The sequence below is a fragment of the Kastovskya adunca genome, from assembly GCF_059505785.1.
Genome location: NZ_JCACLG010000032.1, coordinates 35,523 through 50,017 on the forward strand (window position 1 = coordinate 35,523; position 14,495 = coordinate 50,017).

The 14,495-nt window shown below is 47.4% G+C and carries 14 protein-coding genes; 4 read left to right on the forward strand and 10 right to left on the reverse strand.

The features are described 5' to 3' along the window. Positions 1-135: 135 nt before the first annotated feature. Positions 136-2,244: a M3 family metallopeptidase gene (locus AC5JR3_RS11770; protein WP_495846141.1), complete on the reverse strand. Its 2,109-nt coding sequence runs from the start codon at positions 2,242-2,244 to the stop codon at positions 136-138. Between the two features lie 218 nt (positions 2,245-2,462). Here AC5JR3_RS11770 and AC5JR3_RS11775 point away from each other — a divergent pair, with 218 nt between their 5' ends. Beyond that, positions 2,463-3,269 (forward strand): Uma2 family endonuclease, encoded by an 807-nt coding sequence (locus AC5JR3_RS11775; RefSeq protein ID WP_495846143.1) that lies wholly within the window; start codon positions 2,463-2,465, stop codon positions 3,267-3,269. Between the two features lie 95 nt (positions 3,270-3,364). On the opposite strand, the gene AC5JR3_RS11780 is transcribed toward AC5JR3_RS11775, so the two are convergent. Beyond that, on the reverse strand, positions 3,365-5,035 hold the full coding sequence (locus AC5JR3_RS11780; RefSeq protein ID WP_495846145.1) for an HD domain-containing phosphohydrolase: 1,671 nt from the start codon (positions 5,033-5,035) through the stop codon (positions 3,365-3,367). A gap of 334 nt (positions 5,036-5,369) precedes the next feature. Here AC5JR3_RS11780 and AC5JR3_RS11785 point away from each other — a divergent pair, with 334 nt between their 5' ends. After that, complete coding sequence (locus AC5JR3_RS11785; protein ID WP_495846147.1) at positions 5,370-5,972, forward strand: Uma2 family endonuclease; 603 nt, start codon at positions 5,370-5,372, stop codon at positions 5,970-5,972. A 62-nt stretch (positions 5,973-6,034) separates the two neighbouring features. Here the strand turns inward: AC5JR3_RS11785 and AC5JR3_RS11790 are convergent, their stop codons facing one another. The 5 genes from AC5JR3_RS11790 to AC5JR3_RS11810 all read right to left on the reverse strand — a co-directional run bounded on the left by AC5JR3_RS11790 (position 6,035) and on the right by AC5JR3_RS11810 (position 10,708). Next, positions 6,035-6,370 carry a DUF3082 domain-containing protein gene (locus tag AC5JR3_RS11790; protein ID WP_495846149.1) on the reverse strand — a complete coding sequence of 112 codons (336 nt, stop codon included), beginning with the start codon at positions 6,368-6,370 and terminating at the stop codon, positions 6,035-6,037. Positions 6,371-6,416: 46 nt separating this feature from the next. Then, complete coding sequence (gene ispE / locus AC5JR3_RS11795; RefSeq protein ID WP_495846151.1) at positions 6,417-7,376, reverse strand: 4-(cytidine 5'-diphospho)-2-C-methyl-D-erythritol kinase; 960 nt, start codon at positions 7,374-7,376, stop codon at positions 6,417-6,419. A gap of 54 nt (positions 7,377-7,430) precedes the next feature. Further along, positions 7,431-8,258, reverse strand: a complete 828-nt coding sequence (gene rsmA, locus AC5JR3_RS11800; protein WP_495846153.1) for a 16S rRNA (adenine(1518)-N(6)/adenine(1519)-N(6))-dimethyltransferase RsmA — start codon at positions 8,256-8,258, stop codon at positions 7,431-7,433. Positions 8,259-8,341: 83 nt separating this feature from the next. Next, the gene (locus AC5JR3_RS11805; protein ID WP_495846155.1) at positions 8,342-9,310 is read right to left on the reverse strand and encodes a CBASS cGAMP-activated phospholipase; all 969 of its coding nucleotides are present in this window, start codon (positions 9,308-9,310) and stop codon (positions 8,342-8,344) included. Between the two features lie 237 nt (positions 9,311-9,547). Then, a complete protein-coding gene (locus AC5JR3_RS11810) occupies positions 9,548-10,708 on the reverse strand; it encodes an RNA-guided endonuclease InsQ/TnpB family protein (protein WP_495846157.1) in 1,161 nt (386 codons plus the stop codon). A 63-nt stretch (positions 10,709-10,771) separates the two neighbouring features. Between AC5JR3_RS11810 and tnpA the strand changes: the two genes are divergently transcribed. Continuing rightward, on the forward strand, positions 10,772-11,173 hold the full coding sequence (gene tnpA, locus AC5JR3_RS11815; RefSeq protein ID WP_495846159.1) for an IS200/IS605 family transposase: 402 nt from the start codon (positions 10,772-10,774) through the stop codon (positions 11,171-11,173). A gap of 159 nt (positions 11,174-11,332) precedes the next feature. Here the strand turns inward: tnpA and folB are convergent, their stop codons facing one another. Then, entirely contained in the window at positions 11,333-11,710 is a 378-nt protein-coding gene (folB, locus tag AC5JR3_RS11820; protein WP_495846161.1) for a dihydroneopterin aldolase, read from the reverse strand. Continuing rightward, the gene (locus tag AC5JR3_RS11825) at positions 11,710-12,210 is read right to left on the reverse strand and encodes a pentapeptide repeat-containing protein (protein WP_495846163.1); all 501 of its coding nucleotides are present in this window, start codon (positions 12,208-12,210) and stop codon (positions 11,710-11,712) included. The genes folB and AC5JR3_RS11825 overlap by 1 nt, the downstream gene beginning before the upstream one ends. 379 nt (positions 12,211-12,589) lie before the next feature. Between AC5JR3_RS11825 and rbp the strand changes: the two genes are divergently transcribed. Beyond that, positions 12,590-12,886 (forward strand): RNA-binding regulator, encoded by a 297-nt coding sequence (gene rbp, locus AC5JR3_RS11830; RefSeq protein ID WP_495846540.1) that lies wholly within the window; start codon positions 12,590-12,592, stop codon positions 12,884-12,886. 207 nt (positions 12,887-13,093) lie between these two features. Here rbp and AC5JR3_RS11835 read toward each other — a convergent pair whose 3' ends face one another. Beyond that, complete coding sequence (locus tag AC5JR3_RS11835; RefSeq protein WP_495846165.1) at positions 13,094-14,395, reverse strand: glutamate-5-semialdehyde dehydrogenase; 1,302 nt, start codon at positions 14,393-14,395, stop codon at positions 13,094-13,096. Between the last annotated feature and the right edge of the window lie 100 nt (positions 14,396-14,495).

Here is a 14,495-nt window from a genome sequence, read left to right on the forward strand (position 1 = left end):
GACCGCTATGTAGCGGAATGCTGGGGAATTTAGACTGCAAACAATCAGAAAAGAGTTGCTGTGAGGTCTCGAAGGCTGCTAGGTTCTATAAAAAAAATCCCCCCGCAGTAGCGAGGGGTTAAAAGCATTAACGAATTAAGACGCGGCTACGGCTAATCCACTATGACGCAGTAAGGGTTCTGTGCTGGGTTCGCGTCCCCGGAAGGACTTAAATACCTCCATCGGGTGCAGACTGCCACCGAGGGCAAGTACTGTATCCCGGTAGCGCTTGCCTGTAGAGGCGATCGCTTCCTCATTCTCCAAGCCTGCATCTTCAAAGGCGGCAAACGCATCGGCACTGAGAACCTCAGCCCACTTGTAGCTGTAGTAACCTGCCGCATAACCTCCGGCGAAAATGTGACCAAAGGCACACAAAAAGGCATCTTCGGGTAAAGGTGGCAACACGGTTGTGGTTTTGGCGAGGCGATTTCGTACATCTGCCGCCGTTTCCTTGCCCCCCGGTTGATAGCGGTGGTGCAACTCGATGTCTACAAAGCTAAAGTGCAACTGTCGCAACATGCCGCTACCACTCATGTAATTCCGGGCAGCGAGGAGCTTTTGGTAATAATGCTCTGGCAAGGGTTCCCCGGTTTCGTAATGCTTCGCCATGCCGAAGAGGGTTGCTCGGTCGTAGCACCAGTTTTCCATAAATTGGCTGGGCAATTCTACCGCATCCCATTCAACATTGTTGATGCCAGATGCGCCAACATAATCCACCTTCGTCAGCATATGCTGCAAGCCATGACCGAATTCGTGGAAAAGCGTCTCCACTTCTGAGAAGGTCATTAAACTCGGATTACCATCGACGGGAGGCGTTTGGTTACAGATCAGATATGCCACAGGTAGGCGCGTTGTGGTCTTACCCTCAACGGTCATTTTGGCACGACCGACACAGTCATCCATCCAAGCACCACCGCGCTTTTCGGCTGGGCGGCTGTAGGGGTCTAAATAGAAGTAGGCGATCGCTTCCCCGGTTTCATCCGCAATCTGGAAGTACCGCACATCCTGATGCCAGACGGGGGCTTGTCCATCCGCCGCCGTCACGGTGACGCCAAAGAGTCGCTTCACCAAACCAAACAAGCCATCCAACACTTGAGGAAGCGGGAAGTAAGGACGCAACTCTTCATCATTAAAGGCAAACTTCTCTTCCCGTTGGCGTTCTGCCCAGAAGCTGATATCCCAGTGCTTCAAGTCGCTAGCTTCTTCTGCATTCTTCGACGCCGCAAACGCTTTTAAGGCTTCTAAATCCTTAACCGCCGCCTCATAGCTAGCACTTCGCAGCTCCTCTAAAAGTGCCTCCACTGCCTCAACATCAGGAGCCATCTTCCGCGCTAGACTCAACTCCGCGTAACTGTTGAACCCTAGCAGTGCCGCTTTTTCCTTCCGCAGCTCCAAAATCCGCTCAATCAACGGCTTGTTATCCAATTCCCCACTGGAAGCACGGCTAAGGAAGGCTTTGTACAGCTTTTCGCGCAAGTCGCGACGGGTACTGTGCTGCATAAAGGGAACGTAGCTAGGATAATCCAGCGTGATCCGCCAAGGGCCATTTTCTGCGGTGGCATTTTCTGCCCCTTCTGCCCGCGCGGCTTGAGCTGCCAGACTCAGCAAGCTGGGGGGTAAACCGTCCACTTCGTCTTTACTGGTAAGCGTCAGGTTAAAGGCTTTCGTCGCATCGAGGATGTGGTTACCAAACTTTGTGGAAAGTTCAGCGAGTTCTAGTTGAATGGCGTTGAATCGTTCCCGTTTTTCACCTTCTAAGCCAACACCAGACAATTCGGCATCACGAAGCGCGGCTTCAACAATCCGCTTTTGAGCCAACTCTAAGCTGTTCCACTCTTCGCTGTCTCGGAGTGCCTTAAACGCTTCATAGAGCGGTTTGCTTTGGCTGAGTTTATTGGAGAACTTCACAACCTGAGGCTGTACCGTTTCGTGAGCTGACCGCAATTCTGGGCTGTTTTTCACCCCCATCAAATGGCTGACAATGCCCCAACTCCAGGTTAGGCGCTCTTCTAGTTGTTGGAGAGGTTCTACTAATCCGCTCCAAGTTGGCGTGACGGTAGACTCTAGTTTTTCCAGTTCAGAGTCGAGTTCGGGGAGCCGTTTTTCAAAGGCAGGAACAACCTGCTCCGGCGCGATCGCCTCAAAGGGCGGTAGTCCTTTACCAACGAGTAAAGGATTATCTGCGATCGTAGCGTTGGTACTCATAAGTTTCTATATATCCGGTGCCGTGCTTGAATCTTTTTCAATTGATGTATTTACTGTTACCTATTATCGTCAAGCTCTCTACAATTGCCGAGTGTGGGGCACCGTAATGACAAGGGATGTAAATGCCTCGCCTTCTTTTTAAGCTGATTTAAATCAATTTAAACTAGCTACCATACGAGAAGACGCACTCTTTCCTGTTTCTAATTGCACCCCAGTCCATGTCACAATCTGTAACAACAGGTAACGAGATTTTCCCACAAGCCGAACAAGAGTGGGTGGAAGTTCCTGCTCCCGATATCAGTCATCTAGTCACGGAAGATGACACTCCTGTGGACAACCTAATTTCAGAGAAACAGCAGCGGCTCTTGACGGCTTGCCTTTATAGTTCCCGATCAGGGGACGTACCCTTTTTAGCTACAGCCAATGTCGGCTTGTTCTATGGCATCAAGCAACCGCCGCTCGTACCGGATGTTCTTCTCAGCCTAGAAGTCTCTGTTCCTGAAGATTGGAGTCAAAAACAAAATCGCTCCTACTTTGTCTGGCACTTTGGTAAGCCACCGGAAGTGGCGATTGAGATTGTCTCCAACACCGTAGGAAACGAACTAGGCAGCAAATTGAGAGACTATGCTCGTGCGGGAGTTGCCTACTACATAGTGTTTGATCCGCTACAGTTTTTAGACGATGTCGTGCTGCGAGTCCACCAGCTACAGGGAACCTCCTACAGGTTGTTAGATGATTGTTGGATGGAGCAGATCGAACTTGGGGTTACTTTGTGGGAGGGAAGCTTTGAAGGCAAGCACTATACCTGGCTGCGCTGGTGCGATCGCAGTGGCAATCTGTTACTGACAGGCGACGAACGCGCCGAACAGGAACGTCAACGCGCCGAACAGGAACGTCAACGCGCCGAACAAGAACATCAACGCGCCGAACAAGAACGTCAACGCGCCGAACAGGAACATCAACGTGCCGAGCGGTTGGCAGAGCTATTGAGAGCTAGGGGAATTGATCCAGATGAAGCGCTATAGAAATTGGCGATTGATCCAAATCTGGGTTGAGCTAATTTTTCCTACAACTTTGATTCATTTTTGACGCAGAGGGCGCAAAGGAGCAAGAGAGGAGTTTAGGCGGCGGAGTGGTTGTCAATGGGTAAGGCGTGTCCCAAAACGGTGAAGACTTGGCGCTGCTCGAATAGCTCTACTAAGTCGGTGTTAATCTTGTTTTTGGCAGCTTCTCCCCTGAGAATTTGCAGGACGGTATCGACAGGTAAACGACGTTTGTAGGGGCGATCGCTAGCCGTGAGAGCGTCATAAATATCTGCAATCGTCAAAATTTGCGTTTGAACCGGGATATCCGGCTGCTTTAAGCCTTGAGGATAGCCACTACCATCAAGTTTTTCGTGATGCGCTCCCGCGATCGCGGGGACGTTTTTCAGGTGTTTTGTCCAGGGAATCCGCTGGAGAAAGTTGTAGGTGTATTTGACGTGGGCTTCAATACCTAAGCGCTCTTTGGGGGTTAAGTTCCCTTTTGGGAGCATCAATTGCGCTATCTCACTAGGGGTGATGAGCGGATTGAGTTTGCCATCGATGTTCCGGTAGGTGTATTGAGAGAGTGCCGTTAGTTCTGACAATGCCTCTTCAGATAAGGCTTGGAATTGTTTGGTTTCGATGGCTTCTGGTTCGTTTAGTTGCAGGAGTAATTGCCAGTAGCGATCCAGTGTCTCGATCGCTTGTACCAACTGGGTGTCGTGCTGTTGCATGTGCTGACAGTGAGGACAGTTACTCAGCACGTTATCCAAGTGTTGATGGTTAGCCGTACTCAATAAGTATTGGTACTTAGCTTGCACGGCTTCCATTTCTAAGGTGCGCTGTGCTAGAGCAAAACGGTGACGGATAACTTCTAGTTGTTGGGGATAGAGTTTTTTACGCTTACTAAGAATGGCTTCGGGAACGCAAACTTTGCCAAAGTCGTGCAATAAGGCGGCGTAGCGAATTTCTTGAATTTGGCGATCGCTAAATTGAATTGCCCGCAATGCTCCGGAACTGACACTACTCACTTCTTCACTAAGGCGCACCGTTAAGTCAGCTACTCGTTCTGAATGCCCGAATGTTGTCGGATCGCGGACTTCAATGATCTGAACAGAGGCTCTGACGAAGCCTTCAAAGAGGTTTTCAATTGCACCTTGCAGTTGGTTGCGTTCAATGGAAATTGCCGCTTGAGAGGAAAGCGATCGCACGATCCGCTCTTCCCATTGGGAATAAGGCTGAGTCACGGCTAAAGCATTTTCGGGAGTAATCACCACATCCGGTTTAATCTTGCGATTGATCAGCTGCAATACCCCGATCACTTCTCCTTCTTGGTCTTGCATCGGCAACACCAACACCGAGCAAGTACGATAAGGAATAGTTTGATCGAAGCGGCGATCAAACTGATAAGGTACTCCCGGCAGCAAGTTGTAGGCATCCGGCAGATTTAAACTTTCACCAGTTATCGCCACGTACCCTGCTAGACTTTTGGGATTCAGAGACACTTCAAATTTCTGAAAGCCGACTTCAGGTAAAGAATCATTCTGAGCAATTTTAAAGCCTAACTTTGGGATCGCCTCACTACGATCAACTAAATAAACGCTTCCCGCATCGCTATTAGTAATTTCCCGACTTTTGGATAAAATTAGGCAAAGCAATTCCTCCAAATCGCTACTACTAGAAAGGGCAGTACCAATCGCTAAAAGTTGCTCGATCAGTTCAACGCTCTCAGTATCAGCCAAGCCAAGTTTTTTACGTTCGCGGTTCATGATTTGGGAGGAGTAAATAATGAAAAATCGTAGTCATGCAGATAGATGGAGGCGGTCGCTCGCTACACTTCAGCCAGGAAACCCTGGCAAAATAACTGGCAGTAACAGTTGACCTTGAACTACCAATCTATTCCACCCACTTAGTTCACCGCTTTACCCCTAAGGCACTAACAAAGAGCGACTACTGCCCTGCTATATCACTAACATTGTTTCGCTGTCAGTTGTTTATAGAAACCATGAAAAGTTAGGGAAAGAATGTAAAGTTTGGTCTGACGAAAAAACTAGTCTTTTGTAGGGACGCAACCCACGAACTTAACTCCCAAGGTGAAAGACAATGACACAAGCGACTGCACCGAGTGAAATTACCCCTTTAGTGCTAAAAATGTCTCCAGCCATTGAGATGACAGATGACCAATTCTTTGAATTTTGTCAACTCAACCGAAACTTACGCATCGAGCGCACCGCCAAGGGAGAATTAATTATTATGCCCCCCACAGGGTCAGAAACCGGAAACCGTAACTTTGATTTAATCGTGCAACTGGGAATTTGGACGCGACAAGATGGGACAGGAATCGGTTTCGACTCCTCTGCTGGATTTACTCTCCCCAATGGTGCAACTAAATCCTCGGATGCTGCCTGGATTAAACTAAAGCGATGGGAGAATATTCCCCCAGAACAACGAGCGAAATTTGCTCCCATTTGTCCTGATTTCGTCGTGGAGTTACGTTCTCCCAGCGATCGCCTCCAACCCCTCAAAGATAAACTCCAAGAATACATCGATAATGGCGCATCGCTTGGTTGGCTAATTGACCGCAAAAATCGCGAAGTTTACATCTATCGTCCTCAACAAAAGGTCGAGTGTCTAGATAATCCCTCTACCCTCAGTGGCGACCCACTTCTACCGGGTTTTGTCCTTGATTTATCAACAATCTGGTAAATCAACCAGGGAAGCGGAGGTAGTGAAACTCGAGCAAGGTTTAGCTCAATGTTTGCTTCTTACTAAGTATCAGAGGGTGAGTTGTTACGATTTCTCAATTGTTGAATGGTTACTTGAATCGCTAACGCCACTAAACCTAGAGCGACAAACCCAAAAACAAAGGTAGCTAGGCTACTGACGCCAACAACCAGAGTCCGCACCGCCGCTGCAATATTGATCGCCGTTGGATTAGTTGAAGTAATCGGTTTAGCTGCAAAGCTTTGAAAAATAGCCGAGGTGAGATAGTAGCCACCGATCGCAAATGCCGCAGAAATTAGTGCTGCTGTTAGACATTGCAGAGGACTCGGTAGGGAGGGGGAAGTTTCCGTTGGGGAAGTTTTTTCGTTGGAATTAGTCATTAGTCACTATAGCCATCCTTAATTGAGGACTTGGAGGCATCAACGCTTATAGGTGCTTAGTTTTAGAGTTGAGCTGAACGCCGTGATTGGAAAATTTAGCCGCCCACAACTCTAAATCGGGATCGGGAATGGCTGCTCTTACAGCTTGCTGGACTTGATGCGCTTGGGCTTCAGATTCAGTGAGGGCAAAAATAGTTGGCCCTGATCCTGACATCATCGTACCTAAAACATCAGTACTCGCGAATACCTCGCGTAACTGCGCCACCTTTGGCTCGACTGGTAATACTACCCGCTCTAAATCGTTGCGGAGTAACTGCCCGATTTGCTGACTATCTTTGTGAAAGATTGCGTTCACTAAGGGACTCGAATGCACCTTAGAGGCGCGGGATTCCAGAGTTTTAGCATCGTAGACATACTCGCTACCAAACTCAGAACGATAGGTTTGGTAAGCCCAGGCAGTGGAAACAGCAATGCTACGATATTTTCCTAACACTACATAAAGAGAATCCATCGTGGGGAGGTAAGACAGTTGTTCTCCTCTACCTGTAGCAATAGCTGCCCCCCCTGAAATGCAAAAGGGAACATCGGAACCAAGTTGGGCGGCTAAATCCTGTAATTCTGGCTGAGTAAGTCCGAGTTGCCAGAGCATATTTAGCCCGACTAAGACAGCCGCTGCATTAGAAGACCCCCCGGCTAGCCCCGCCGCGACAGGGATTTTTTTGTTGATGGTGATTTCGACGCCGCCATACTGAGCAAAAGCGTTGGGATATTCTAAGGTAATTAATTCAGCGGCACGATAGGCGAGATTGCTTTGATCTAAGGGGACTTGAGGATGATTGCAATGGACGCGGATGGTGTCGGTACTAATTGAGCGCAACTCAATATGATCAGCTAAGTTGATGCTTTGGAGAATCATCACAAGTTCGTGATAACCATCTGGGCGATCGCCAATGATTTCTAGATACAAATTAATTTTGGCTGGGGCAATCAGGGAGTAAGAGCGCATGTTGGCAGGATGAAGGATGAAGGGTGAAGGATGAAGTATGAAGGGAAATGCTCGTTAACGGCGTGCATCATTCCTTAGCAAATTACTCAACTCTACCCACTTGGCAACGCTTAGGTCTTCGGCGCGGACTTGGGGGTTTACTTCTAATTCTTCCAGCAAATCGGTGAGGCGATCGCGATCGATTACAGATCTCAAATTATTCCGCAACATTTTGCGCTTGCTAGAAAAGCCAAGTTTTATCAGGGTTTCTAGGTATTTAATATCATGGGCAGGGGGGTCAGTGTCTCGCGGACGCAGCCGCACAACCATAGAATCAACTTTGGGGGGTGGAGAAAAGGCTTTTGCTGGGACGTTGCAAATAAACTCTACCTCTGCCAGATATTGCACCCGCACAGATAATGCCCCAAATGCCTTAGAACCGGATTGAGCATACAAGCGTTCTGCCACTTCTTTTTGGACAAGCAGCACGATAGAGTCAAAAGGTTTCGGGTTCGGTTGGCTAATCGTTCCCAGCAGTTTCTCTAAAATTGGGCCTGTGATGTTATAGGGAATATTGGCGACAACTTTGTTCGGTTTTTGGAAGGTGGGAAAGTGGGCAAGCTGGGCATTCAAGTCCATTTCCAGGAAGTCGCCTTGTAAAAGCAAGAAGTTCTCACGCTGACCGAGCTTTTTGGCTAAGAGTTCGCACAAGTCACGGTCAATTTCTACCGCTACCACTGACTGAACCAGGGGTAATAACTGGCGTGTGAGAATGCCTGTACCGGGGCCGATTTCTAAAATGCGATCGCCTTCTTGCAACTTGGCAGCGGCGATGATTTGATTTAGAGCCTTCTCACTCCGCAGCCAGTGTTGACCAAATTGTTTACGTGCTTTGGGAGTCATATATCACAGATTACAACGGCTAGAGTGGCTCAGATCTCCGACTTCTTCAATAAGTCAAAGATCTGATCTCGCCTTCAGTTGCTTCAACAACTCTTCTCAAGAAACTGCTTAACCAAGTGTTGATTGCGAGCCAGGTAATCTTCAGCAATCTGCTCTAAATTGGCAATGTTTTCAGGGCTAGCGTCATCCATTTTATCGTTGGTGATTTCTGGTTGCATACGCAGGTAACGGGAGCATTCTTCCCCGTCTGCATCTGGATCACTCATCACTTCGCGGGTAATGTAGTTGTGGATATCAGAGGGAGCATCAAAGGAAACTTCAACGATGCGCCCATTCCATGCCCATTGCAAAATTCCCCACCCCCGTACTTTTTCCCAGGGAAGAGAACGACTAGAACTGCCCGTTCCAATGGAGAGCATACTGATCTCTTTAATGGGATAATCGAGCCGCAGGGCTTCTGCAACGGCACAGGCAGAAGGATTATTTGCTCCTACACCGCCATCAATGAGTGAGTAGCGTCTCTCCTCTGTTTGCAAAAGATGGGCAGGAAAATAGCTAGGAGCTGAGGCTGAAGCGGTACAAGCCTCCCACAACGGAGTCTTCACGGTATCTTTATATTGTTGCCAGCTTTTAAAAATCAGCGGTTCGCGCTTGATTGTGTCATAGGACGTAATTAACAAACGGGGTGATTGCCCGATATCGGCTAAGGGTCTGTGGCCCAATTCTTCTTTGAGAACGGCGATCAATCCTTGATCGGAGTACTTGGGAGCTGACAATCCGTATTGCTTCACCAACCCTAACCGCTGCAGATTCAGACGACTGTTGTAGGGAAAGATGCGTTGCCCTTTTGTCCGGTAGAGATTGAGAATGTCCTGACTTTTGCGCCCAATAGCGATCGCCCCGGCTAAAATTGCCCCCGTAGAGGTTCCCGCAATCAAGTCAAAATACTCATTTAAAGGCTGATCGATCTGCCGTTCGATTTCTATGAGAATTCGTGCCGCAATCACACCCCGAATCCCACCGCCATCCAAACTCAAAATCCGATAAGTCACGAGTTATTGTCCTTTCTACATATCCTTAGAGATGCTGCCAAGCAAATTCAGTTAAATTCCTCAAACATTTGAGGAATTTAACGAATGCTGATCCCTTCTCACTTTAAAGAGGAATTAGTTTGACATACTCACCGGGCTGAAGCGTTCGACTGCCCTTCGGCAGGTGGAACACTGAGCGTTCGACTGCCCTTCGGCAGGCTCAGGAACCGCGCTCACGCCGAAGTCCACGGTGATTCTTTACGCTTCATTGGATCGTGCTACCGAAGTAGTCTTACAGTTCCTCAACGTACATTTAAGGTCGTGCCGATGCCCCATGCCGACCATTTCTATATTTTTTGATGCGTTCTCATCCCTGTCGTGTTCTGTACCGCAATTCCGGCAAAGTACCGAGCGTATTGACAAATCAATCTTGCCCCATTTGTAGCCACAATCAGAGCAGACTTGGTTAGTTGGCTCCCATCTGCTGATGACTACGAACTTGCGCCCATATTTTTCAGACTTTGCTTCAACCAAAATCCGGAAATCTCTCCAGCCTTGCTGACTAATTACCCTAGAAAGTTTACGATTTTTAACCATCCCTGACACATTCAAATCTTCCAAAACGATAGTTTGGTTTTCACTAACGATTTTGGTTGACAATTTGTGCAAAAAGTCTTTGCGGGTATCTGCAATTTTGTTGTGAATCTTGGCTATCCGAATCCTAGTTTTATGCCTCCTGCTTGAATCTTTTTGCTGACGGGGTAACTGGCGCTGAAGCTTACGCACTCTAAAGTCTAGCGCCTTGCAGCTGGGACTCACAGCCCTTTCACCGTTACTGATCACAGCAAAAGTTTTAATCCCTAGGTCTATGCCGATGCTTTGGTTTTTGGTATCAGCTTGAACCGGTTCTACTTCTACCACAAAGCTCAGAAAGTAACGGTTAGCGCAGTCTTTAATTATCGTGACTGAGCTAGGTTCTGACGGCAGATCTCTAGACCAAACTGGTTTAACAATCCCAATCTTGGCTAGATAAACACCTTCCCCTTTCAAAGAAAACCCACCACGAGTAAGTCTTGCCGCTTGACTGGATGTGCGCTTTTTGAATTTGGGATAGCCAACTTTGCGACCTTTCCTTTTTCCTTTGCAAGAATCAAAAAAGTTCTTGAAAGCTATCTCTAAGTCAGCTACAGACTGTTGCAGAGGTATATTTGATACCTCACCTAGCCAAGCTCTTTGCTCGGTCTTTTTTGCCTGAGTGATAACAATCTTTTGAAGTTCAGCAGATTTAGGTTTCTTTTCAGATTGTTTACAGATTGCAAGAGCATCGTTGTACACAACACGAACGCAGCCGAACAACCGAGCCAAGCTCTGCTGCTGTTGGTCTGTTGGGTAAAAACGATACTGGTATCTTGCTTTCATCTGTCATGTTAAAATTGGTCTGTATCTTGATCTTGCTCTTGATTATATATTGGTCTCCAAAAAATGACTACTCAATTTCGGAGAGAAAGACATAGCGTTACAGACCTTAAGATTCACTTGGTTTGTGTAACTAAATACAGAGATGAGATTTTTGGTGGGGAGGAAATGAAATTGATCGAAAAAGTATTTCACCATGTAGCAACACAGATGAACTTTAACATTTTAGAAATTAATGGGGAGGATGAACACGTCCACGCGCTGATCGAATACCCTCCAAAACTTTCTGTGTCGAAGATCGTAAACGCACTGAAGGGTGTTTCAAGTAGACGCTATGGGCAAGCAGGGTTTAAAAAACCGCAAAGCAAAACAGCCTTGTGGAGTCCTAGTTATTTTGCTGTGTCTGTTGGAGGTGCCCCTATTGAAGTGCTAATTAAATACATCAAAAATCAAGAAAAGCCGTCCTAGAAGGTGTTCCTGAGCGGCTCGAGTGAGCCTCGCCGAACTCCTGTCGAAGGACGGGGCTTGTATCCCATTATTTTTGGTCAGACGGCTAGCAGGGTTGTTGAGAACCAACGAGATTGACCCTGATCGAGTCCTGTAGCAATTAATAAATTTTCTGAGTAACTAATGCAACTCACCGGATTGGAGATTACTTCTGGTGATCTCGAGAGTAATCTTACCCTCGAAGTCAGGGATGGGGGCAGCCGGTTTACTAAGGCGGACTTGGACTTGCTGCACTTTGTCTAATTTCAAAATTGCTTCGGCGATCGTACTGGCTAATTTTTCAACGAGGGCAAATTTTGAGGTCTTAACCAAATGCTTGACTATTTCTATCGCCCTGCGATAGTCAAGAGTATCTTCAATATTGTCACTTTGACCAGGATGTGATAAATCCAACCACAGGGTAAGATCCACTTCAAACCACTGTCCCAAGACTTGTTCTTCCTGCAGGTAGCCTGTATAGCCGTAGCTGCGAATTCCTGTAAGTTGAATAAAATCCATTACCGACAACCCAATGACTCCCTCGTTGACACTCCGGTTTTCAAATTGACTCCCGTTGCTTGGGAACAGAGTTTTTTCACTTGCAACCCATCTAAAACTGCATTGCTAAAGTCAGTTCCGGTGATGTTTACATTATCAAAACGAGAACGTAGCAGCATTGCTTCTTCAAAGACTGCATCGCTTAAGTCGGCTCCCGTGAAGTCCACTAAATAAGCGATTCCGTAGGTAAAGTCTGCTCCGTGCAGGTTTGCCTGATTGAGGGTAGTACTGTTAAATACGGCACCCCGCAAGTTAGCGTTACTGAAGTCTGTCATCTCCAAACTGGCATTGGTAAACTCTGTTTTTTCTAAGTCTTGATTAGAAAAATCCTTGGCGCTGAGTTGGTTGCTGTCTGCTGAACGAGAAATGGAAGAAGAACTTGCCGCTTGTGCTGATAAGGGAACGCTCACCAGCAGTAGTACCAACAATAGGATTGCCGCTAGTCGTTGAAAATGCCTCATTCTAGATTATTTGTTAACGATATGTTTGCTAAAAACAGATTTTTCTGGAAAAGTTAGTCTGTCGTCGGCTTCCCTTATTTTAGGGTGTGTTGGCTTCCATTACATCGAGGCTCTAGAAGAGGGCGATCGCTCTTTTCAAATCATCAGTAAAAGTGACTTTTTTGGGGTCAAAGATGTCTGTTTTTGACTCTATGTTAATTTTTATAACAATTTTTTTACCCTGGATTGGGAAATTAAATGCTGTGTTAATTTAACGAAAGAACAGATTCGGTGGTAGTGTTTGTGCCTAGTATTAAAAGGATTCCCCCTCTTAGTATTGGCAGGCTTCTCTCCGAAATCTCAATTACTACGTGCCTCTGATTTTGGAGACAGTCTATCTATGTCAATTTATGTAGGGAACCTCTCTTACGACGTCACCCAAGAAGAGTTGAGCGCAGTTTTTGCAGAATACGGCTCTGTAAAACGCGTACAACTACCAACTGACCGGGAAACCGGACGTATGCGTGGATTCGGTTTTGTGGAAATGAGCAGCGATGATGAAGAAACGGCTGCCATTGATGCACTAGACGGCGCAGAATGGATGGGACGCAAGATGAGAGTTAATAAAGCCAAGCCGCGTGAAGATCGCGCTGGTGGTGGTGGACGGAGTAATAATAACTTCTCTAGCCGCTATTAAGCTTTATCGCTCTTGGCAGTTGAATAGAGACTGACGTCCGAGGGAGTAGGGTGGGCAATGCCCTCCCTACAGCTAAATGTACTTGACTCTCTTTGCCTGTAAGGGTAGCGATCGCTTTTTTCCTTACTCCCCAATTCTTAAGGATGGTATTAGTCAGACACCTAAGCCTGACTGGTTCTTAAGTAATAAAAAGGGATAGGATTTAAACTACAGATCTCGATGAGTAAAGGGTTTTGCCTGCTCGCCCGTGTAGGTAGCGGCAATATGAGCATTCCCTTGCAGTTGATACTTATAGGTGATCAGACCTTCTAGCCCAACCGGGCCACGGGGCGGCATTTTTTGGGTACTGATACCCACTTCTGCACCAAAGCCATAGCGAAAACCATCGGCAAAGCGAGTGGAACAGTTGTGGAAGACATTCGCGGCATCAACTTGAGACAAATAGGTGTCAGCAACGGCTGGGTCTTCGGTGACAATCGCCTCCGTATGCCGGGAACCATAGGTGTTGATGTGGTCAATGGCAGTGTCTAGGGAGTCCACAACTTTGATAGCAAGAATCAAATCGCTGTACTCGGTAGACCAGTCAGCATCGGTAGCCGCCGCGATATTAAGAATTTTTACGCTTGCCTGATCCCCTCGCAATTCCACGTCGCGCTTTTGTAAGGCGGTAGCAACTAGAGGGAGAAAGGCTGGGGCAATGGCTTCGTGGACAAGTAAGGTTTCAATCGCATTACAGGCGGCGGGATACTGAGTTTTGGCATCTACAGTAATGTCTGTTGCCTTTTGCAGATCAGCCGCAGCGTCAACGTAAAGATGACAAATTCCATCTGCATGACCGAGTACTGGGATGCGAGTATTTTCCTGTACAAAGCGGACAAAGGAGTTGGAACCTCTGGGGATAATTAAATCCACCGATTCATCTAGCTTCAGCAACTCCAGGGTTTCTTCTCTGGTGGTCAGCAGTTGCACGACGGCTGGATCGACGGCGGTTTCTTTGAGTCCTGCATGAATGGCACGGACTAAGGCGTCACAAGAGCGTGCCGCTTCTTTCCCACCTTTGAGAATCACGCCGTTGCCCGATTTGATCGCCAGAGAAGTAATTTGAATTAACGCGTCGGGGCGGGCTTCAAAAATTACACCGAGGACTCCTAAAGGACAGCTAATCCGCTTGAGGATCAGCCCTTCATCCAGTTCTCGGTGAATTTGTATCTTGCCAACAGGATCGTCAAGTTTGCCGACATTGCGAACCCCGGCGATCGCGCTTTTTAGTTTGGTCTCATCTAGCTTCAGCCTTGCTTGCAGTGGCTTGGGAATTCCCTCTGCTGCCGCGACTTCGCAATCGGCGGCATTGGCTGCCAGGATATCTGGTGCCGAAATTTCTAACGCTTGGGCGATCGCTTCAATCGCCTGGTTTTTTTCAGCCGTAGATAGCACAGCTAATTGCCGTGCATGGGTGCGAGTGCGTTGTGCGATCGCTCTCAGCGGAAGGGTAGCAATAGGAGTAGTCATGACGTTCCAGGAAATACCAGCCCGTAAGCTGAAGTTTAGCAAAGATACGGGTTTCTCACTCAATCCTAATCAAATGTTGTTGGTTGTGAGAGATTCCTGC